This is a genomic window from Phyllobacterium sp. 1468 (genome assembly GCF_031455525.1).
In the GTDB taxonomy this organism is placed as follows: Bacteria; Pseudomonadota; Alphaproteobacteria; order Rhizobiales; family Rhizobiaceae; genus Phyllobacterium.
The window spans coordinates 158,512-179,331 of the sequence record NZ_JAVDSX010000005.1 but is presented as its reverse complement, the minus strand read 5'-3'; the positions used below and the strand labels follow the sequence as shown (position 1 = coordinate 179,331).

The 20,820-nt window shown below is 59.4% G+C and carries 22 protein-coding genes; 9 read left to right on the top strand and 13 right to left on the bottom strand.

Going from position 1 to position 20,820, the window contains the following annotated elements; genetic code table 11:
- Positions 1 to 144 precede the first annotated feature (144 nt).
- The 3 genes from J2X72_RS15475 (at position 145) to J2X72_RS15465 (ending at position 3,154) form a co-directional block, all read left to right on the top strand.
- Complete coding sequence (locus J2X72_RS15475; protein WP_310073269.1) at positions 145 to 1,779, top strand: UbiD family decarboxylase; 1,635 nt, start codon at positions 145 to 147, stop codon at positions 1,777 to 1,779.
- 101 nt (positions 1,780 to 1,880) lie between these two features.
- The gene (locus J2X72_RS15470; protein ID WP_210003197.1) at positions 1,881 to 2,567 is read left to right on the top strand and encodes a GntR family transcriptional regulator; all 687 of its coding nucleotides are present in this window, start codon (positions 1,881 to 1,883) and stop codon (positions 2,565 to 2,567) included.
- 2 nt (positions 2,568 to 2,569) lie between these two features.
- Complete coding sequence (locus tag J2X72_RS15465) at positions 2,570 to 3,154, top strand: UbiX family flavin prenyltransferase (protein ID WP_310073267.1); 585 nt, start codon at positions 2,570 to 2,572, stop codon at positions 3,152 to 3,154.
- Positions 3,155 to 3,170: 16 nt separating this feature from the next.
- Here J2X72_RS15465 and J2X72_RS15460 read toward each other — a convergent pair whose 3' ends face one another.
- Together J2X72_RS15460 and J2X72_RS15455 are read right to left on the bottom strand one after the other, a co-directional pair.
- The gene (locus tag J2X72_RS15460; protein ID WP_210003199.1) at positions 3,171 to 3,686 is read right to left on the bottom strand and encodes a TIGR02444 family protein; all 516 of its coding nucleotides are present in this window, start codon (positions 3,684 to 3,686) and stop codon (positions 3,171 to 3,173) included.
- Positions 3,687 to 3,786: 100 nt separating this feature from the next.
- Entirely contained in the window at positions 3,787 to 4,734 is a 948-nt protein-coding gene (locus J2X72_RS15455; RefSeq protein ID WP_310073265.1) for a homocysteine S-methyltransferase family protein, read from the bottom strand.
- Positions 4,735 to 4,971: 237 nt separating this feature from the next.
- Between J2X72_RS15455 and J2X72_RS15450 the strand changes: the two genes are divergently transcribed.
- Complete coding sequence (locus tag J2X72_RS15450; RefSeq protein WP_310073263.1) at positions 4,972 to 5,637, top strand: TetR/AcrR family transcriptional regulator; 666 nt, start codon at positions 4,972 to 4,974, stop codon at positions 5,635 to 5,637.
- Positions 5,638 to 5,792: 155 nt separating this feature from the next.
- Here J2X72_RS15450 and J2X72_RS15445 read toward each other — a convergent pair whose 3' ends face one another.
- Both J2X72_RS15445 and J2X72_RS15440 read right to left on the bottom strand, forming a co-directional pair.
- The gene (locus J2X72_RS15445; RefSeq protein ID WP_405044731.1) at positions 5,793 to 6,455 is read right to left on the bottom strand and encodes an HAD family hydrolase; all 663 of its coding nucleotides are present in this window, start codon (positions 6,453 to 6,455) and stop codon (positions 5,793 to 5,795) included.
- A gap of 92 nt (positions 6,456 to 6,547) precedes the next feature.
- Positions 6,548 to 7,171, bottom strand: coding sequence for a TetR family transcriptional regulator (locus tag J2X72_RS15440; protein WP_310073262.1), 624 nt, complete (start codon positions 7,169 to 7,171; stop codon positions 6,548 to 6,550).
- Positions 7,172 to 7,375: 204 nt separating this feature from the next.
- On the opposite strand from J2X72_RS15440, the gene J2X72_RS15435 reads away from it, so the two are divergent.
- Genes J2X72_RS15435 through J2X72_RS15425 form a run of 3 tightly spaced genes read left to right on the top strand, consistent with a single transcriptional unit; the run spans position 7,376 to position 11,123 of the window.
- Positions 7,376 to 7,852 (top strand): (2Fe-2S)-binding protein, encoded by a 477-nt coding sequence (locus tag J2X72_RS15435; protein ID WP_210003203.1) that lies wholly within the window; start codon positions 7,376 to 7,378, stop codon positions 7,850 to 7,852.
- Positions 7,849 to 8,832, top strand: coding sequence for a xanthine dehydrogenase family protein subunit M (locus J2X72_RS15430; RefSeq protein ID WP_310073260.1), 984 nt, complete (start codon positions 7,849 to 7,851; stop codon positions 8,830 to 8,832). The genes J2X72_RS15435 and J2X72_RS15430 overlap by 4 nt, the downstream gene beginning before the upstream one ends.
- Positions 8,829 to 11,123, top strand: a complete 2,295-nt coding sequence (locus J2X72_RS15425; RefSeq protein WP_310073258.1) for a xanthine dehydrogenase family protein molybdopterin-binding subunit — start codon at positions 8,829 to 8,831, stop codon at positions 11,121 to 11,123. The genes J2X72_RS15430 and J2X72_RS15425 overlap by 4 nt, the downstream gene beginning before the upstream one ends.
- Before the next feature lie 112 nt (positions 11,124 to 11,235).
- On the opposite strand, the gene J2X72_RS15420 is transcribed toward J2X72_RS15425, so the two are convergent.
- The 5 genes from J2X72_RS15420 to J2X72_RS15400 all read right to left on the bottom strand — a co-directional run bounded on the left by J2X72_RS15420 (position 11,236) and on the right by J2X72_RS15400 (position 15,387).
- A complete protein-coding gene (locus J2X72_RS15420) occupies positions 11,236 to 12,276 on the bottom strand; it encodes a Tim44 domain-containing protein (protein ID WP_210003206.1) in 1,041 nt (346 codons plus the stop codon).
- Positions 12,277 to 12,537: 261 nt separating this feature from the next.
- Complete coding sequence (locus tag J2X72_RS15415; protein WP_210003207.1) at positions 12,538 to 13,311, bottom strand: molybdopterin-binding protein; 774 nt, start codon at positions 13,309 to 13,311, stop codon at positions 12,538 to 12,540.
- A complete protein-coding gene (locus tag J2X72_RS15410) occupies positions 13,308 to 14,180 on the bottom strand; it encodes a cytochrome b/b6 domain-containing protein (RefSeq protein WP_310073257.1) in 873 nt (290 codons plus the stop codon). Before J2X72_RS15410 ends, J2X72_RS15415 begins: the two co-directional genes overlap by 4 nt.
- Positions 14,181 to 14,277: 97 nt before the next feature.
- On the bottom strand, positions 14,278 to 14,568 hold the full coding sequence (locus J2X72_RS15405; RefSeq protein WP_210003209.1) for a pentapeptide MXKDX repeat protein: 291 nt from the start codon (positions 14,566 to 14,568) through the stop codon (positions 14,278 to 14,280).
- A gap of 102 nt (positions 14,569 to 14,670) precedes the next feature.
- A complete protein-coding gene (locus J2X72_RS15400) occupies positions 14,671 to 15,387 on the bottom strand; it encodes a DUF1223 domain-containing protein (RefSeq protein WP_310073256.1) in 717 nt (238 codons plus the stop codon).
- 197 nt (positions 15,388 to 15,584) lie between these two features.
- Here J2X72_RS15400 and J2X72_RS15395 point away from each other — a divergent pair, with 197 nt between their 5' ends.
- A complete protein-coding gene (locus J2X72_RS15395; RefSeq protein WP_210003210.1) occupies positions 15,585 to 16,139 on the top strand; it encodes a sigma-70 family RNA polymerase sigma factor in 555 nt (184 codons plus the stop codon).
- Complete coding sequence (locus tag J2X72_RS15390; protein WP_210003211.1) at positions 16,126 to 16,767, top strand: NrsF family protein; 642 nt, start codon at positions 16,126 to 16,128, stop codon at positions 16,765 to 16,767. Before J2X72_RS15395 ends, J2X72_RS15390 begins: the two co-directional genes overlap by 14 nt.
- A 12-nt stretch (positions 16,768 to 16,779) precedes the next feature.
- Here J2X72_RS15390 and iolB read toward each other — a convergent pair whose 3' ends face one another.
- The 4 genes from iolB to iolD form a co-directional block, all read right to left on the bottom strand.
- Positions 16,780 to 17,577: a 5-deoxy-glucuronate isomerase gene (gene iolB / locus J2X72_RS15385; RefSeq protein ID WP_310073253.1), complete on the bottom strand. Its 798-nt coding sequence runs from the start codon at positions 17,575 to 17,577 to the stop codon at positions 16,780 to 16,782.
- A gap of 3 nt (positions 17,578 to 17,580) precedes the next feature.
- Positions 17,581 to 17,820, bottom strand: coding sequence for a DUF3329 domain-containing protein (locus tag J2X72_RS15380; protein WP_310073251.1), 240 nt, complete (start codon positions 17,818 to 17,820; stop codon positions 17,581 to 17,583).
- Positions 17,821 to 17,834: 14 nt separating this feature from the next.
- The gene (gene iolE, locus J2X72_RS15375; RefSeq protein WP_310073250.1) at positions 17,835 to 18,752 is read right to left on the bottom strand and encodes a myo-inosose-2 dehydratase; all 918 of its coding nucleotides are present in this window, start codon (positions 18,750 to 18,752) and stop codon (positions 17,835 to 17,837) included.
- Positions 18,753 to 18,924: 172 nt separating this feature from the next.
- Positions 18,925 to 20,766, bottom strand: a complete 1,842-nt coding sequence (gene iolD, locus J2X72_RS15370) for a 3D-(3,5/4)-trihydroxycyclohexane-1,2-dione acylhydrolase (decyclizing) (RefSeq protein ID WP_310073249.1) — start codon at positions 20,764 to 20,766, stop codon at positions 18,925 to 18,927.
- Positions 20,767 to 20,820: the final 54 nt, after the last annotated feature.

Genomic DNA, 20,820 nt, shown 5'->3' with positions numbered 1-20,820 from the left:
ACAGTATGTCGGAGTAATGCAATCGAAAAGATGCAATATCTTTCTGATTGGGCGGATCGCTCTTATGATTATGAGTGGGTTTTGCGCTTTTCATCTCGCCTGTCCGGCACTGGAGAAGCGCATCTTCGGGAGAATGAGACTTACATGACGACGCACAAGCGCAAGGCTCCATTGGACCTGCAAGAACATCTGGAACGGCTGGAAGAACGTGGCCTGCTGACGCGGATTCAGGTGCCCATCGACAAGGATAGCGAACTGCATCCACTGGCACGCTGGCAGTTCCAGGGCGGCTTGGCCGAATCGCAGCGGCGCGGCTTTCTTTTCACCGATGTGAAGGATGCGAAAGGCGAAAAATACGATATGCCGGTTGCAGTCGGGGTCCTCGCGGCTTCGCCGGAAATCTATGCCATCGGTCTTGGGGTTTCCGAGAGCGAGATCGGCGATGTCTGGGTCAACGCCATGGAAAACCCCATCGACCCCATCATGGTCGAGGACGCGCCGTGCCAGGAAGTCGTTATCACGGGCGATGATCTCAAGCGCGAAGGCCGGGGCCTTGGCAGCTTGCCGGTTCCGGTATCGACACCGGGTTTCGACAGCGCCCCCTATTTCACCGCGACGCTTTGCGTCACGCGCGATCCGGAAAATGGCATCCGCAACATGGGTACCTACCGCGCGGCGCTGAAAGCCGAAGACCGGCTCGGCGTGCGCATGGCAAGCCGCCTGTCCGGTGCTGGCGGTTATCAGCATTGGCTGAAGTATCAGAAGCGCGGCGAACCCATGCCCTGCGCCATCGTTATCGGCTGCGCGCCCGCCGTACTTTTCACCGGGCCGCAGAAGCTGCCGATCGATCAGGACGAACTCGGTGTCGCCGGCGGTCTCATCGGCGAGGCCGTTCGCATCGTCAAGTGCAAGACCATCGATCTCGAAGTGCCGGCCGACGCCGAAATCGTCATTGAAGGCCTGATCGACACGGAGTTGCTCGAGCCGGAAGGCCCCTTTGGCGAAAGCCATGGCCACGTGGCGCTCGAGGATTTCAACATGTCGATGCGCGTGACGGCCATCACCCGCAAGCGCAAGCCCGTGCTTGTCTCGATCGTCAGTCAGGTAACCCCCAGCGAGTCGAGCGTTCTCAAGCGCGTTGCCTATGAGCCGCTGTTCTTCAACCACCTGAAGAAGGTGCTCAACATCAAGGGTATCAAGCGCGTCGTCATGCATGAGCCCTTGACCAACATCCGCAAGGTTATCTTCCTGGAATTCGACCGCAGCGCGCCGCAGTCCGAGATCTGGCGTGGTCTGCAGGGTGCAGCGATGCTTCAGGCGCAGTGCGGCAAGATCGTCATCGCCGTCTCTGACGATATTGATGCCCGCAACGCCGACGCCGTTTTCTGGTCGCTCGCCTACCGTGCCAATATGATTGACGATGTGCATGTGACGCCCTACCGCTCGGGCGGGCATGGGCCAAAATCGGCAAACAAGAATGCCGAAGGCACCCTTCTCATCGATGCCACCTTGAAAGCACCCATGCCGCCCCTCGCTCTGCCTGCGGAACCCTACATGGTCCGGGCCCGCGAGATATGGGAAAATCTGCAATTGCCGCCACTCTCGCCGCAGCCGCCATGGCACGGTTATTCGCTCGGCGACTGGAGCGAGGTGTGGAGCAACTTTGCCGAGAAGGCAGTCAGCGGCGACTGGCGCGCCAATGGCGAAAACACTTTCTCCCGGCGTAAAGGTGGTATGAAACCCGAAACACCGGCGCGCGATATTGAAAAGAAAGCATAATCAGGCGATTATCGCCCGATTCTGATATAGTTTCAGCGCCGGCGGGGGTCGGCGCTGAGGGACGAGCAACACAACGCAGGCAGCAGCATTGCGAGGATAAAATGAACGATCCGGTCATGGAACCATTCGGTCCGCTTACACATGAGTCTGCGCCGCTGAGAAACAAGATCATGAAGTCGCTGCGGCGCGCAATCGAGACAGGATTGCTGGAGCCGGGTACGCGTCTTGTGGAAAAAGACCTGTGCCAGCAGCTCAATGTCAGCCGCACATCGCTGCGCGAGGCGCTGCGCCAGTTGCAGTCCGAAGGCATTCTTACCGACCTCAACAATCGCGGTCTTGCCGTGGTCACCGTGACATCCGAGGATGCGGAAAATATCTATCGCATCCGCGGCGTGCTCGAACCCTTGATCGTCGAACAGTTCATCGAGAATGCGCCTGATACCGAGGTCGAAGCCTTGAAAGCGCATTTCCTGCGGTTGAAGGAAGCTTACCTGCATGGCAACGCCGAGGAAATCGTCGCCAGCAAACGCGATTTCTACGACCGCATCTGCACCGGCGCACGCAATCCCATTGCGTTCGGTGTTCTCAGCAAGCTGACGGTGCTGACCTCCCCGCTGCGCCGGCGTTCCGTGGTGCGTCCCGAGCGGCGCGTCCAGAGCATCGCGGAAATTGAGAAAATCGTCACTTCCATCGCCAAACGCGACAAGGCCGCTGCAAAGGCTGCTGCGGAGGAGCATGTTGCCCACTCCGCCCGCTCGGCGCTTCATGCTTCGGAGTCGGCGAACTAGTCATGCGCCGTCTGATCATCGCCATAACCGGGGCCTCCGGTGTCATTTATGGCGTTCGTGCCTTGCAACTCCTGCGCGAAGTTGAAGACGTCGAGACGCACGCGATCGTCTCACCATCCGCACTGCGCACCGCCGCCGACGAACTCGACATGAGTGCTGAAGAAATCCGCAGCCTAGGCGACAAGCTCTACAACTACCGCGATATTGGCGCCGCCATCTCGTCGGGATCATTCCGCACCGCCGGCATGCTGGTTGCGCCCTGCTCGGTGAAAACCTTGAGCGGCATCGCCAATTGCTACAATGACGAATTGATCGTGCGCGCCGCCGATGTCTGCCTCAAGGAGCGCCGCCGCGTCGTTTTGCTGCTCCGCGAAACGCCGCTCCATGCCGGGCACATCGCGCTGATGGATCAGGCCACGCGCAATGGCGCCATCATCATGCCGCCCGTTCCGGCGTTTTACAGCAAGCCCAAGACCATCGACGACATGGTCAACCAGACCGTCGGTCGCGCCTTGGATCTGTTCGATATCAATCTGCCGCTCGTCAAGCGCTGGAAAGAAGACGAAGCCGGCCAGCAGGACTCATAGACCAATCAGGCCCGTTCTATTTAGACAAAATTTGCTCTATTGCCCGTTCCACTATTGCGATAGATTTGCGAGCTTCGGAATCCAGAGTCGAGCCATGATAATAACGCACGACGAGTGGAAGGTTCTCATCGGTCGAACGGTTGCTATCGTCTGAAATCGTCGCGAGTGCCAGCCCTGCCGTTTCAAGTTCCATAAGCTCGATGCGTTCTGCGGAAAGTTCGGCAGCTTTCACGGCTTCGCGCAGGTTTTCCGTGTGTTTGTCGGGCCCCGGTTTTGGTCCGGTCTTCATGCGCTGGCGGATGGCGCGCAATGGGGCAACGACATCATCGCGCCATTCGTCGACCAGCCCGATAATTTGCACTGTCTTTGCTGGAGAAAGTGCGATGGAACCATGCCTGAGCCAGGCAGCGAACAACAGCACAGGCACATCGACGCCATTGCGTTCCTGCAATGCCAGGCATGCATCGGCGACGTCGGGGGCTTTGTAAAGCCGCAGTGCGAAGTCCCATAGCCCGATATTCATGTCCTGCATCCCTTCCCTCCTCGCCATTGCGGGGCCGGATACTCGATCCGGCCCCGCTTTACCAGTTTCGCGAGCATGAAGGAAGGCAAACAGTGGTCAAACGAGCAACCTAGGCTGTTTGCGTTGAACAAGCCTCGCAGATCGCCGCAACGTGGCGATGGTCCGTGCCGCAGCACCCGCCAAGAATCCGCATTTTCGGGAATGAACTGGTCAGCCCTTTGTACCACCGCCCGAGATCGACAGGATCTCCGGAATCAAGCGCAACTGAATCATCGAGTTCCGCATGGCTCTTGGTCGAAGCGTTCGCCCTGATGCCGCGCACGCGGTCGAGCCACGCCTCGCCCTTCTCCAGTGCATCGACGAAATGGCTCGGGTGCGCACAGTTGATCATATAGTAGGCCGGCGAACCTCCGGTTGCATCGTCGACCCGATTGATCGCATCCCCGAGCGAAAGACCGGTCACCAGTTTTCCGTCGGTCTCGACCGTGAACGAGATGACGCTGGGCATGGCATAGGTCTCGGCAGCTTTTGCGACACCGATGGCTTCCTTGTAGTTGGTCAACGTATAGGCCGCGACCATGTCCGCTTCGGTTTGTGCAAAACTCTCTATCTGCGCCGCATGGTATGTTTGCGCCTCGCTGGCATTCATGTTGCCAGCCTTGTAGCCATCGCCGCGCGGTCCAATTGCTCCGCCGATCACGCAAGGCGTCGCAGCCGTCTCAAACTCACTGCGGAGTTCAAGCAGCAGATCGACCGAATCCCGGTTGATTGCACGCAGGCCTTCTGCGTCATAGCCGAGCTTGGCGCCCCAGTCGGGGTTTGCCCGCCATGTCGGCGTCTCGAGGATGAAGCCGGTGCCGTTCTCGCGAGCGATCGTGAGATAACTGATGTAGTAGTCTTTCAATCGCTGTCTGCCTTCCGGCGTCGCCATCAAAACAAAGGATGCGAATTCTGGAAGATCGATCCCGTCTTGAAAGATGAATGTCGTCTCCATGCCACCGTCACTGATGAAAGTGGTCCCCGCGAGTTGCGGCAGGTTTTTGCGGTACTTGGCCATGATTATCATCCCTTCCAAGAGTGACCGGTATGGGCTGATGCTCTCCACCCGGCATGTTCTGTTTTGCGCCTTTCACTTGACGCAATCTAGCAACCTCATGGTCGGGTTGTTCAACATACGGAAAAACACGAGTGAATTCAATCTGATAGGCGATAGCGTGGCGACAGAACCCTCCCCCGTGCTACACTCAAACAGCCGAAACCGTACCGGAGGTACAGTATTCCGGGGGACAATATCATGCGCAAGGGGGACGAAACCCGCGAACGTATTCTGGAAATCGCCGAGATGTCAGTGCTGGCCAAGGGCTTCGCGGCGACCTCGATAGAGGAGATTATCGCCGAGGCGGGCATCACGAAAAGCGGGTTTTTCTATCACTTCAAGGACAAGAACGAACTCGCGCACATGATGTTGAAACGCTACGTCTGCGCCAACGACCGGGTGTTCGACGATGTTATCGAGCGGGGCCACCAACTTTCGGATGATCCGCTCCAGGCATTCCTGATCAGCCTGAAGCTCCTCGCCGAGGTCATGTCCGATCTGCCCAACGGTCACCCCGGCTGCCTTATCGCCTGCATTTGCTATCAGGAGCGTCAGTTCGACCGAGAAGTCCTGAACCTGACGGCGCGGTCAGTTGAAGCATGGAACGCCAGATTCCGCGCCATTCTCGACAATATCGCACGCGAGCACGCTCCACGCGACCCTATTGATTTCGACGATGTGGCGGACATGCTTTCCTGTGTCGTTGACGGCAGCATCATCATGTCCAAGGCACTGAGTGACCCTTCAAGGATCGAGCGGCAGGTCATGGCATTTCGCAGTTTTATAAAACTGCTGTTTTCGTCAACCCCGCAAATAAGGGTCCCATTGCCGAATTCCACGGGGATCTCGGGAACGGTTAACTGATCGGGCTTATGCGTCGACTGATCGCTCGGGGCCCCAACAAAAATCTGCCAAGGGTGGCGAACACGGCGGGTTTCGAGCACCGAACCGCAGCCTACGTTTGGCTGCGCAAGCATTGGAACGCAGAAACCGCCGTTTGCAGCCTCCATGACGAATTTTCAGGCTCTCAGGAAAAGCCGCCCCTCCGCATCGACCTGCGTGTGCAGGTCCTGGTAGTCGTGAATGGTCGCATGAGCAGTCTCGATAGGGTGCTTGTGTGTGGCGGTGATCACCATCACATCGGCGCCGGCGGCATCGCCTGCCAGAATGCCCGGTACGGCGTCCTCGAAGACGAGACAATCTTTCGCGTCTACACCAAGCTTGCGCGCCGCCAGCAGGTAGCAGTCCGGGTTTGGCTTGCCGATCGTGACGTCTTCGGCGGTGACGAGATTGTCCGGCACGGGAATCCCCGCTGCGGCCAATCGGCGCCTCGCCAGTTCGAGCGGCGACGAGGTGACGATTGTCCATCTTTCCCGCGGCAGTGCCTTCAGAAACTCCACGGCGCCGGGCAACGGCACAATTCCCTCAACATCGAGGATTTCGGCATCGGTGATCTTGGTGGCTTCTTTTTCGGGATCGACGCCAGGCAAACCCAGCCGGCGCACCGTATCCACCGCGCGGGCGCCATGCATGGTCGGCAGGAACGTCTTGACGTCGAGCCCCTGTTCTTCCGCCCATCTTGCCCAGACCCGCTCTGCCGCGGCCGTGGAATTGATCAACGTGCCATCCATGTCGAAAAGGAAGGCAGCATATTTCTTGTCAAAGGCGGAGGGCGTTGTCAGCACGATGGTTCTCTTTTCTCTTTGTTGTCATGGAAGGTGCAACCACCCTCTGGTGAGCGCCTGAGCCTGTGAAAGCGCAAACCACGCAAAATTCATCGTCGGGATTTTGCCGACCCCCAGCGAAGCCCGTCCATCAAAAGCGCGACAAGGCGGCGGGATCGGTCGCGCCAATCGGACGTATCCGGCGCTGAATAGATCCCCGACAATGCCTGAGAAATATCCGATATATCAATATCACTGCGGACGGAACCGTCTGCCACGGCAGCATCGACGAGACGTTGAAGAGCCGATGCGATCATACCGGACGTATTGGCAAATACCTCCGAATTCGCATCGAATAGGATGCGCAGGCTGTTGGCCATGCCGCGCTTGGCTGCGATATAGTCGACGAAGCGCTGCATCCATTCGGCGAGCGCCACATCCGGAGCATTGTGCTGTGCGAGTTCATCCGCGGCAGAGCAAAGCACCTCGACCTCCCGGCGGTAAACCACTTCGACGAGATGTTCGCGCGTTGGAAAATGCCGGTAAAGCGTGCCTATGCCAACGCCGGCCTTGCGCGCTATTTCTTCAAGGGAGGCGCTGCCGCCGCGTTCGGCAAATTCAATTGCAGCAACTCCGATGAGCTTCTCCCGATTCCGGCTAGCATCCGCCCGCAACCGCTTTGTGGATGCCGGTGGTTTCGCTTCCTTCAATTCGGGCAGCTCCTTATGATCCAATATTTCGGCTCCACAGGCGATTGGGGCTTGAACCCACGTGATCAAGACGTTATGTTCAGGAAACGGAGGCACCTCCGATTATATCGTTACCTCCGGACTAATACCCTATTTGGGGCCTGCATGTCATGTTTTTTGCGCCTTGAACGCAACTGAACGCTGGTGGCCCCGCTGGACTCTTCCCAAGCATACTGGAGCAGGACTCCCATGAGCAATCAAACCACCATCAATCTCGAAATCAATGGCCGGATACAGTCCCTCGCCGTTGAACCGCGCGTGACCCTTCTGGATGCGCTGCGTGATCACCTGGAACTTACCGGTACCAAGAAAGGCTGCGACCAGGGCCAATGCGGTGCCTGCACTGTCCATGTCGACGGCGAGCGTGTGCTTTCCTGTCTGACGCTGGCGGTTCAGGTCGAAGGCCGCGCGGTCACGACCATCGAAGGGCTGTCCGATCCGGGAGCCGAACTGCACCCGGTCCAGTCCGCCTTCCTCGAACATGACGCCTTCCAGTGCGGCTACTGCACGCCGGGCCAGATCATGTCCGCCGTTTCCTGCATCCGCGAGGGCCATGCCGGCTCCGATGAGGAAATCCGCGAGTATATGTCGGGCAATCTCTGCCGTTGCGGTGCCTATCCGCACATCGTCGAGGCGGTCCGCGAAGCTGCAAAGGTCATGTCATGAGAGATTTCTCCTATCTTCGCGCCGGCTCGGTCGACGAAGCCTGCAGCGCTGCGGCCATGCCCGCAACCATGCTGCTCGCCGGCGGCACCACTTTGCTCGATCTCGCCAAATGCGGTGTCAATTCACCTGAACGGGTTGTCGACATCACCCACCTCAAGGGTCTCGATGCGATCCGTGTCGATGCCGAAGGCGCTTTCATCGGCGCGCTCGCAAGAATGAGCCGCGTCGCTGCCGATCCCGCAATCCTTGCCGGGTTTCCCGCGGTATCGGAGGCGCTTTGGCAGGCGGCCTCGGCGCAGATCCGCAACATGGCGACAATCGGCGGCAATCTCCTGCAGCGCACGCGATGTGCCTATTTCCGCGACCCGGCAAGCTTTCCCGCCTGCAACAAACGCGTTCCGGGCAGCGGCTGCTCCGCCATGGAAGGCGTCAATCGCGGCCATGCGGTTCTCGGCACCAGCAATGCCTGCATTGCAACCTATCCGGGTGATCTCGCCGCTGCGCTCATCGCCTTCGATGCCGTCGTGCATCTTGGCGAGCGCAAGGTTCCCATCGATGATTTCTTCCTCTTGCCCGGCGAAACACCGCACAAGGAACACGCAATGCAGCCCGGCGAGATGATCACTGCGATCACCATCCCGGCCTCGGCTGCCGCGCGGCACTCCACCTATTTGAAGGTGCGTGACCGCCAGTCCTATGAGTTCGCCGCCGCAAGCGCTGCAGTCGGCATCGAGTTCGAGGCGGATCAGGAAACCATTCGCGACATCCGGATCGGTCTCGGCGGCGTGGCGACGAAACCCTGGCGGGCCCGCTCGGTCGAAGACGCCCTTCGCGGCAGGGTCCTTGAGCCGGACACGATCAAGAGTGCCAGCCGTCTCGCTGTCGAGGGCGCCGTTGCCCATGGCGGCAATCACTACAAGATCGAGCTCGCCCCCCGCGTCGTTGAACGCGCCATCCTGAAATCGGGAGCTTTGGCATGACCATTGTCGACACCAGAATAAAACACGGCGACGCCTCAGACGGATTGCTCGGCGGGCGTCTTGCCCGCATCGACGGCCCGGCGAAGATCACCGGCGCTGCCGATTATGCGATGGAACACGCACCGGAGGGCATGGTCTACGCAGTCATCGTGGACAGCACGATCGCTTCCGGCCGCGTCGTCGCTATCGATACGAGCGCAGCCGAGGCCTATCCCGGCGTTCTCATGGTCCTGACACCCGACAACGCCTTGACGATCAAGACCGCCACCGACTGGACCGGAGCACCGCCGCCGGCCGTTCCCTACGAGCCGCTGGCGCGCGAGATCACCTTCGCCGGCCAGCACATCGCTGCTGTCATTGCCGAGACCTTCGAGCAGGCGACCGCTGCCGCAGCGCTCGTCAAGGTTACCTATGAAGAGACCGCACCGATTTCGAGTTTCGATGATCCGCGATCCGGCGAGGGCTATCCGATCGATATGATGACGAAGGAATGGGGCGATGCTGAAGCTGCGCTAGCCATTGCTCCCGTCCGCATAGAGCAGGAATACAAGACACCGCGCGAATACAACGTGCCCATCGAGCCGCACGGCCTGATTGCTCATTGGGAAGGCGATATGCTGACCCTTTGGGAGCCGAGCCAGTGGATCGACGGCATGTCCCGCACCTATGCGGAATGGTTCAGCATTCCATTCGAGAATGTGCGCATGCTGTCGCCCTACATCGGCGGCGGCTTCGGTTCCAAGGCGCTGCCAACGCGCTACGGAGCGGTTGCGGCCATTGCAGCGAGAATGCTCGACCGTCCCGTCAAGCTTGCCATCACGCGGCCGCAGACATTCACCGCTTTCGGCGGTCGGCCCGCGACACGGCAGACCATCGCACTCGGTGCAACCCGCGAAGGCAAATTGCTGTCGATCGTGCACCGCAGTGCCAATGAGACGTCGATGGACGACGTCGCCGTCGAACCATTGGGCTCGGTCACCTCGATCATGTATGCGGTTCCGAACTTTTCGTCGCGCCAGAACATCGTGCCGGTAAATACGGTCAAGCCGGGCGCCTTGCGCGCTCCCGGTGAAAACCCCAGCGCCTTCGGCATCGAATGCGCCATCGACGAACTGGCCTACGAAGTCGGCATCGATCCGCTCGATATCCGTCTGCTCAACTACGCCGAAGAGGATCCGCACGCCAAAAAGCCGTGGTCGACGCGCCGCTTGCGTGAAGCCTATGCCGCGGGCGCTGAAGCTTTCGGCTGGGCGAAACGCAGCCCAAGCGTCCGCTCCATGCGCGAAGGCAAGCAGCTGATCGGTTACGGCGTAGCGGCTGGCACATACCCGGTTCGCCGTACGCCCGGCGAAGCAATGGTCCGGATCCTCAGCAATGGCACCGTCGAGGTCGCCAGCAGCGGCATTGATATGGGTCAGGGCACCTATACGATCCTCGCGCAAACCGCGGCCGAGGCGATCGGCGTGCCGGTCGAGACAGTCGTCGTCAAGCTCGGCGACTCTGCATTGCCGCGCGCCCCGGTTGCCGGTGGTTCCCAGCTTGCCAATCTGATGACCGGCGCCGTGCACGTAGCAGCTCTCGCCGCGCGCGATGAACTGATTGGCCTTGCCATCAACGATCAGAATTCGCCGTTCCGCGACCTGCAGGCCAATACGCTCACCATCGAGGGCGGGCAGATGTCATCACCGCGCGATGCGGGTTCAAGCGTTGCCATCGCCGACGTGATGCGCCGCACAGGTCGAGATCGTATCGAGGCGCTGCGCAACACGCTGCCGGAAAGCTTGCGCAACAAGGATGACCATTTCCGCAACTTCACGACGATCTCGACCATGCTTTCACCCACCGAGGGCGACTACTCGATGCACAGCTGGTGCGTACATTTCGTCGAGGTGCGGGTCGATGTTGATTTCGGCACGGTTCGCGTTTCCCGCATGGTGTCGGCTCTGGATTCGGGCCGGCTCTACAATCCCAAGCTGGCCGAAAGTCAGTGGAAGGGCGGGATCATCATGGGCATCGGTCAGGCCCTTCTCGAGGAAGGCCTTGTCGATCAGCGCAACGGCCACGTGATGAACAACAACCTCGGCGACTACCTCGTTCCGACCAATGCGGATATTCCCGATCTGAAGGTGATTTCGGTCGGCGTCCCGGATACGAACGCTTCGATCCTCGGCGGCAAAGCCGTAGGCGAACTCGCCATTGTCGGTGTCGCGCCGGCCATTGCCAACGCGGTCTACCATGCCACCGGCATACGGGTCCGAGATTTGCCGATCACGCTCGAAAAGCTGATCTAGTATTCCGTCGGTGCTAACAGAAAACCCGGCACGAGTGCCGGGTTTATATCCTTCGAGAGAGACCATCTAAGAATCAGCCAGATGGCCATTTGGGTGGAGTGGCAGGGGTCCCTCAGGCGGCGTCCTGAATGGCCGCCAGCTTCCAGTCCGAGTTGGGCTTGCGCACGAACGTCCAGACCTCGGTCGTCTGTGACGGGTGCTCTTCATCGCCCTTGACCACGCGACCGGTCTGCCTGTCCACCATCGAATCGACGCTCTCGTAGCGCATGGCCGTTGTCGCGTATTGCGCGTCGCCTTCGGCCCAGGCTTCGGCGATATCGGCCTGCAGGAGCTTCACATCGGACACACTGTTGCGCAGCCCGTCCGTCGCATTCTGCCCGAGCTCTTCCGCGAGGTAGGACATGGCTTCCGGCGTGGTAAGATTGCGCAGCGTCGCGTAATCCTCTTTGCCATAGGCCGTCTGCACCTCGGTCAGAAGCTTCTCGAACGTGTCGAGATCATCCTGCTTGAGGCCGATTTCATCCGATGCCGCAGCAAGGCCCGCCGATGCATAGCCCCGACCGTTACCCGCAGGAGCCTGCCCCGCCATATTCTGGTTCGAGGCAGAGCCGATCGTCGGCACGCGCATCGGCGAGACGTTCGACGGCTCTTCATCGTAGGCGTTGCGTCCAAAACCTTGCGTCGGACCGGCTGCCGCCGGCGAAGACTGGCGCGAACGGAAGAAGCGCATGGCCAGCATGACCGCTCCGATCACTAATGCGATCTGCAAAAGCATGCCGAGCATGCCTGCCGCGCCGCCGAAGCCATATCCGAGGAAGGCGCCTAGCAGGCCGCCGAGCAGCAGGCCGCCCAGCAGCGAACGGCCCATGCCGCCGAACAATCCCGGACGTTGCTGCGCCGCCGTCGGCGCCGTAGCGCCCGGCTGGTTTTGCGGCCTCGGCGTCATCGAACGCTCGATCGGCGCAGCCGGTGCTGGTGCCGTGCGTGTTGGCGCAGGTGCCTGGAAGGTGCGTGAGCCGCGGCTGCCGAAACCACCGCCGCCAAAACCGCCGGCACGCCGGGCATCGGCCTCATAGACAGCGCTGAACGATACCGCCAATCCTATGACGAATATCGCGGCAATCCGGCCAAGGCGAGAAAGGTAAAGCGGCATGCAGATGAACTCCTCTATGCGTGTCCTGTGACACTTCGTCCACGCATATGGTGCAGGCCAGCCTTGATTTGAAGGATTAGCGCTAAAATTTCACGATAATGAGTATAACTGGCACGCGACGCGAAGACTTTTTGAAAGTTCTGCCTGAGTCGGCTGGTGTGGTTTTCGAGAACCGGAGCGCAGCACGCTTATTGGTCCGTGAGCATCGGACGCGCAGAAAACAGCGTCAGATGGCCATCGGTACGAAGAAATCGAAGGGTCTCAGATACCGGCGTACCACTCGTACCCTCGATCCTCCCAGAAGCCGCCTTTGCCTCCCGCCAGGTTCTTGAAACTGTCCACGAGCTCGATACCCATGACGTATTTGGCGTGCTTGTAGCCGAGCTGGCGTTCGACACGCAGCCGCAGCGGCGCACCGTGGGCGACTTCGAGGTCCTTGCCGTTCATACCATAAGCAAGGATCGTCTGCGGATGCCAGGCATCGACGAGATCGATGCTTTCATAATAGCGGCCGCTGCCATCGAGCGAAGGTTCGAGATCGTCGGCACAATGGAAAACCGCATAGCGGGCGCCAGGCGCAAGACCGGCCTTTTCCAGCACGAGGCCGAGCGGAACGCCGGTCCACTTGCCAATGGCGCTCCAGCCTTCGACGCAGTCGTGCCGGGTGATCTGGGTGCGTGACGGCATCGCCTTGAGGTCGGCGAGCGAGAGGTTCAGCGGCGTTTTCACCATGCCGTTCACAACGAGCTTCCAGTCGGCGAAATTGTTCTCCGTCATGCGGGCATAGTCCTCGCTGTCGGGCTGTGAGGTGCCATTTGCCTTGAAGACCGGTGACAGATCAGCCTCGGAAAATTCGCGTGCCAGCGTCTGCTGCGACATCAGCAGACGCTGCGCGCCCATGGACAGGGACTCAGCTTTTTGCAGGATGTCGTTGACGGTCGTGCTTTGCACCATCGCATCACAGCCTGTGAGCAGCCCTGTTGCCGCGACACTCGAGCCGATCAGGAAGCGGCGGCGGGTGAGATCGAAGCTCATTTCGACACCTCGTCTTTTTGTTCAAATTTCAGCGCGTAGTAGCCGGTGATCATCGATCGCAGATTGTTCCAGACGCCGGAAACCAGCACCATGACAATGTGGACGATAACGAAGATGACGATGAGCGATGCGCTGATGAAATGGAGGGTACGGGCCGACTGCCGGCCACCGAAGACGTCGAGCAGCCAGGGGAAAATCGCGTTGAAACCGGGCGACATGGTTAGGCCGGTCAGCACCATCAACGGCAGGACGATGAAGACAATGGCCATATAGGTCAGCTTCTGCAGCGAATTATAGTGTCGCGCTTTCTCGCCCTTGGGAAACTTCAGCCGCGCATGGTCCGCTATCTCCTGCACCAGATGGCTAGGCGTCAATTGGTCCTTGGTCGGTACCAGATCGCGGCGGAAATGCCGGCCGATCAGGCCATAGAGCAGATAAACTAGACCATTGATGACGAAGAACCAGGCGAAGAAGAAGTGCCAGCGACGGCCCGTTGCAAGATCCTGATAGCTCGGGATGGTGATCCAGGCAGGGAAAGCACGCGGGCTGAGCTCACCGTCTTCGGTCGAGGCGCCGAGCACACCGGTCGTATTCAGTGAAAGCGAACCGACGCGTGTCACACCCTTGATCGTGTCGCCATCCTCGACAGCGCCGATGGAAATGAACGAAGGATCGGGAAGCGCATCGGCGCCATATTGACCCCAATAGAGATTAGGATGGGCGTTGAAGATTTGCAGGCCGCTCATCAGCAGGAAGCTCAGGCACAAGACATTCAACCAGTGGGTGATGCGCACCGCCACGGAATGACGGTAGAACACAACCTTCTTCGGCTTGGCGGTGTCAGTGACACCTGATGTGACGCTTGCCATTCGGGCCTCCATGGTACTGAAAATTGGTTGAACGTGGTTCACCCTTGACGAGCTTACCGCTTGTAGAACGGCGAACCACGCACAACCCAATCAAATATTAGTTTGTCGTCTTTTTCTTCGGAGCCATTGTGCCCATGGCATCAGGCTTCATCGCATCCTTTTTCGTCATGGAACTTTTCTTCATTGTATCCTTTTTCATCGCCATTGTGTCGCATTCCTTCATCATGGAATCCTTCTTCATGGCGTCTTTTTCCATGCCGGCATGTTTCATGCAGTCAGCCTTGTTCATGGGCTTCATGGCGTCTTCGGCCTGGGCAATGCTGGCTCCAGCAAATGCCGTTGTCAAAGCGAAAGCCGAAAGCGCGATGGTGCGTGTGAGAATGTTCATGGATGTTCTCCTCGGTTTGAATGAGACACGAATGCAAGTGTCTTTGAGTTTCAGATGCCCTTTGACATCCGCGTGATCCTGGGAACACCAGGAATTCCTGATTTATTCGGTAGCGGCGGCGAGTATCGGTCCGCCATGCGGTGTCTGCACGAGAACGGCTGTCCGCAGCCCCGGCTTTGTCGCGGGAAAAGTCACCGTCTTTGGCTTGCCGGTCCAGCTTCCGACTTTGGTGAGGCTATGGACGACGTTTTTATGGGGGAGCGTGTGACCGCTATTCTCGCCGCTTCTGACCGGCACGTTGACGGTCTGGTCATTGTAGGTGACGAGCCAGATATCGGCGTTGCCGCCAGGCGCCTTGCCTTCGCCGATCGTCAAGGATCGGTCGGTTAAATCCAGCGACGGCGCGCCGAGAGTCCCTTGCGTCTTGATAAGCTGGTCCACTTCGGAAATTCTGTTGCCGACGACATCGGCACGGCCGTTGACCACCATTTGCGGCGTGAAAGGACCATTGCGGCCAAGCGGCGTCTCGTAGACTTCCTGGCGGTCCGTATATTCAGGCTTGGCAAAAATGTCCTTCCAGCCGAGACGGTCCCAATAGGTGACGCCAAAGCTCAGGGCTAGAATACCCGGGCGCTTGCTCAGCTCGATCAGATTGGCGTTTGCTGGCGGGCAGGAAGAACAACCCTGGCTGGTGAAGAGCTCGACGACTGTGAGCGGCCGCAAGGTACCGGCATGGGCTCCACCACCCGCACCGAGCACGACCGTTGCGGCGGTCAATGCGCTCAACAGCATAGGAGAGTGCTTTGGCTGAATTCCCATCTTCAACTCCTAAAAACGCGAATGAACGGCCATGTGCCGGTCACATCAGGGAATACGAAGGCTGCAGGAATTGGTTACAGCGATCACGGATTGGTGATCATTCTTTGGTGGAATCCCGTTTCATGGATTGACGTGCCGCCATGTTCCATCTCACTGTAACCTTTATCCCGCATCGCGCGAATAAGGAATGAAACGGAGTGAATCCGGTCGAAACGCGGTTGAAAGAACTGATGCTCGCGAGCCTCGATGGCGATGCGCGGAGCTACGGCATTCTCCTGAATGACCTTGCCAGGCATCTGCGCTTTTATTTCCTGCGCCGGTTGTCGGATGCCCATAAAGGCGACGCCGACGACCTCGTGCAGGAAACCCTGATGTCGTTGCATACACGGCGCGCGACATACGAGACCGACCGGCCCTTTACGGCTTGGCTGCATGCAATCGCGCGTTACAAGCTGATCGACCATTTCAGGCGAAACCGTATTCGCGCCACGGTTCCGCTCGACGATGCGGAGGATCTGTTCGCCGTTGATCAGTCCGGCGCCGCAGCCGATCGCATGGATGTGGAGCGGCTCCTGCAATCGGTGCCGGAAAAAGCGCGGGACCTGATCTACAGGACGAAGATCGAAGGCCAATCGATTGCCGAGGTGGCGCAGAGCACCGGACTTTCGGAGGCTTCCGTCAAGGTGGGGATACACAGAGGAATCAAGGCGATTGCAGCGAAGTTGAAAGGACGGGCAGATGACGACCGATGACCTGATCGCCCGCCTGACCGGCGAGTTGAAACCGGTATCCCGCCTGGCCGTTTTTTGGCGGGTCGCGATCGGGCTTGGCGTCAGCCTCTTTGTCTCGTCCGTTCTCATGTACTTCTGGCTCGGCATGCGGCCCGATATGATGACGGCCGCGGGAACCATGATGTTCTGGACCAAGTTCACCTATACGCTGATACTCGCTGTCGCTGGTACGTGGGCGGTCAAGCGCGTGGCTTATCCGCTCGGAAGCATCCGGGTCAGTCTCGCCGTGATGGCCGCGACGATCGTCGTGATGATCGTCCTTGCCACGGCGAAACTGGCGATGACACCGCCTGATCAACATATGGCGATGATGACGGGCCATACAATTGCCGTTTGTACCCGCAACATCGTCCTTCTATCGCTGCCCTTGCTGGTCGGCGCCTTCTGGGTGCTGCGCGGTCTGGCGCCGACGCGTTTGACCGTTGCGGGTGCTGCGGCAGGTCTTGCCGCCGGCGCTATTGCTTCATTCGTCTATTCGTTCCACTGCGACGAAAGCGCCATGCCGTTTATCGCGGTCTGGTACACGCTCGGCATTCTGATCCCTGGCCTGATCGGCGCGATTGCCGGGCGTTTCGTGCTGAGGTGGTAGCTCTGGCGGAGCTTATTTTGCTACCAGCCATTCATGCTCGACAGCATTATGAAATTTCCACGTACGCTTTGGCCCTGCCATGACGTTGAGATAATAGAGATCGTAGCCGTGGCAGGCAGCGCAGGGGTGATAGCCCTTGGGGACCATCACCACGTCGCCGTCCTCGATGGCCATGGCCTCGTCCAGCGAGCGGTCGTCCGTATAGACCCGCTGAAAGCCAAAGCCCTGGCGGGGGTTGAAGCGGTGATAGTAGGTTTCCTCCAGATAGGACTCTGCGGGAAGGTTGTCCTGATCGTGCTTGTGCGGCGGGTAACTGGATGTATGGCCACCCGGCGTGATCACCTCGACGACCAGGAGCGAATCCGCCGGCTCGTTCTCCGGCAGGATATTGGTGACGTAGCGCGTGTTGGTACCCTTGCCCCGTGTCTCCTGACTGAGACCTTCCGGCGAGATTATCCGCACCGGCAAGCCACCGCCAAGACCCGGCGCCGAACATACGGCGAGTTCGACGTCGGTCTCCGCAGATACCCACCAATCGGACCCCTGTGGCAGATACACCGACCACGGCTTGCCTTCGAAGGGCGACATGCGGTCTCCGAGTAGGCCGAGGTCCTCGCCATTGGCCGTGACTTTGCCCTTGCCCGTCACGAAGACCAGGCAGACTTCCCTGCCTTCCGTTTTTCCGCAAACCGACTGGCCTGCATCCAGCTTGTGCAAATCGAAACCGACATAGCTCCAGCCCGCTGTTTCAGGCGTCACATGAGCCACATGGCCCGGGCCTTGCATTGCCTTCAAAAGCAGTTTCGACATCATTTACTCCTTATCGGTGCCAGCGTCTTCCGGCTTGACAGTTTCCGCCGGCCGAATGGGTTCGGATGCATCGAAGATGATGAAGAATTGCCAGATCCCATAGGCGGCGAAAGCCAAAACGATGATGCCCCAGAACGGCGTACCGGTTGCGAACTCGAAGATCGACCACGCGATACAGAACGCCACCACTGCAACGCGCGTCCACAGCGGCCGAAACCAGGGGTGATTGCTGTCTTTGTTCATGGTGGACCCGCTTTTCAACCCTTGGGAAAACCCTGAGTCTCGACCGCGTAGCCGGCGGCAGTCATGACCCGCATCAGTTCCTTATACCCGACTTGCGCCATCTTGAGCGGTGGATTCTTCTTCGGATCCTGTTCGGCCTCGACCACGAACCAGCCTTCGTAGCCGTAATCGGCAAACTTTTGGACGATTGCACTGAAATTCAGCGAACCGTCACCTGGAACGGTGAAGGCGCCGAGGGCAACCGCGTCGAGGAAGGACTGTCTCGAGCGGTCCAGACCGTCGATCACCGGCATGCGCACATCCTTGACATGCACGTGGTTGATCCGCCGGTGATGATTGTCGATTGCGCGCAGTACATCGCCGCCGGCGAAGGCCAGATGGCCGGCATCCAAAAGGAGCGGAATACCCTCGCCGGAATATTTCATGAAGGCGTCGAGCTCCGGCTCGGTTTCGACGACCGCCGCCATGTGGTGATGATAGGAGAGCGGCATCCCCTGCTGTGCGCACCATTCACCAAACTCGGTGACCTTGCGAGCATAGGCCTTCATTTCCTCGTCGCCGAGTTTTGGTTTGGTAGCCAGGGGCTTGGACCGATCGCCCTGGATCGAGCGGCCGACCTCGCCGTAGACGATACAGGGCGCATTCACGGCCTTGAAGAGGTCGATCATCGGCTGGATGCGGTCCTTGTTCTTCGCCAGGTCCTCGTCAACCAGCGTGCCCGAGAACCAGCCGCCGCACAGCGTAACATCCGCCTCCCGCAGAATCGGCAGCATCACATCCGGATCGTTGGGAAACCGGCGGCCCATTTCCATGCCGGTAAAGCCTGCAGAACGTGATTGGCGGAGGCACTCCTCCAGCGAGACGTCGTCACTGAGCTCCGCGAGATCATCGTTCCACCATGCGATCGGGGACATGCCCAGTTTTGCCTTCACGTCATTCTCCAGTCATTTTGATGCTTGTGTGCGTATTGACATAATCGGTCCGGAGATTCGGATCAGGACGCGGCGAAAAAGGTAGTTTTCGAGAACCGGAGCGGAGCGTACTCAAAAGTACGTGGGTGCCGGATCGCGGAAAGTCCCATGGTGCAGCCCGTCCTCATCCGAACTAAGACCTCAGCTTGATCGCTTCCTCATATTCCTTGCGCTTGGCATTGACCTCGCTGCGCTGGCTGACCTCAGGCACAGCGACATCCCACCAGAATCCGCCCTCCTCGGTGGATATCAGGGGGTCGGTATCGATGACGATGACCGTCGTCCGGTCATTCCCTTTGGCTCGCTCCAAAGCGCTCTCCATGTCGGCAATGGAGCTGACCTTCTCGGATATCGCCCCAAGGCTGCGGGCGTGTGCAGCGAAGTCTATCTCCAGCAAGACCTCGTGCTTGGCGTCCTTCAGGAGATTATTGAAGTTCGCCCCGCCTGTGCCCATTTGCAGCCGGTTGATGCAGCCATAGCCGCGATTGTCGAGGAGCACGATATTGATCTTCTGGCCAAGCATCACCGATGTGGCGATCTCCGAATTCAGCATGAGATAGGAGCCGTCGCCAATCATGACCACGACCTCATCGTCGGGCTTCGCCATCTTGGCACCGAGGCCGCCCGCAATCTCATAACCCATGCAGGAGAACCCGTATTCCGCGTGGTAGGAGCCGGGTGCACCTGCCTGCCAGAGCTTGTGCATTTCACCCGGCAGACCGCCTGCCGCATGCAGGACAGTGGCTTCGCTGCCCATGGTTCGTTGAACGGCACCTATGACCTGCGCGTCGGAAGGCAGCGATACATTTGTCGGGCCTGTGACCTTTGCCGCAGCTCTCTGCCATTCCGCCCTGCCATTTTCGGCTTTCTCGGTCCAACGTTTCGGAGCGCGATAGTTCTTGAGCCCGGCAGCAAGTTCGATCAGGCCCTCCCGTGCGTCACCCACCAGCGGCAAGGCCCGGTGCTTGGCTGCATCGAACGGCTGGATGTTGAGGCCGATAAAGGTCTTCTCGGTATTCTGGAACAATGCCCACGAGCCGGTGGTGAAGTCCTGGAGCCGCGTTCCGACCGCAAGGATGACATCGGCCTCCTGCGCCAGCCTGTTGGCAGCTGACGTCCCGGTGACGCCGACAGCCGCCATGTTGAGAGGGTGCCTGTCGGGCAGCGAAGATTTGCCGCCCTGGGTCTCGCAAACCGGAATCCCGGCCGCCTCGACGAAATCGGCGAGTTCGCGGGAAGCTTCGGAATAGATGACACCGCCGCCGGCGATCACCAGAGGCTTTTCCGCCGAACGCAGCGCGCCGATTGCGGCGGCGAGTTCGCCGACGTCGGGCCGCGGACGTCTCGGGGCCCAAAGCCGCTCCTCGAAGAAACTTTCCGGATAATCATAGGCTTCAGCCTGGACATCCTGGCACAGGGCGAGCGTTACCGGTCCGCATTCGGCAGGGTCGGTGAGCACGGTCATCGTTCGTTGCAGCGCAGGGATGATCTGTTCGGGCCGCGTGATACGGTCGAAATAGCGCGAAACCGGACGGAAGCAGTCATTGGCCGAAACGGTACCATCGCCAAAAGATTCCACCTGCTGCAGCACAGGATCCGGAACACGATTGGCGAAGACATCGCCAGGCAAAAGCAAAAGCGGCAGGCGGTTGACGTGCGCCAGCGCGGCAGCGGTCACCATGTTTGTTGCGCCGGGCCCGACGGAACTCGTCACCGCCATCATGCGTCGGCGAAACGTCGCCTTGGCAAAGGCAATAGCGGCGTGCGCCATCGCCTGTTCGTTATGGGCGCGATAGGTCGGCAGTTCCTCGCGGACCTGATAAAGCGCCTCGCCGAGACCGGCGACATTGCCATGGCCGAAAATGGCCCAGACGCCCGCGAAGACCGGTACTTTCTTGCCGTCGATGACTGTCATCTGCTGGCTCAGAAACCGAGTAAGGGCCTGGGCCATGGTCAGGCGTATTGTCTTCGTCATGTCAGTCTCCTCCCAACGCCACTAAAAGGCTCCTATCCTGCCGCCGGTTACCAT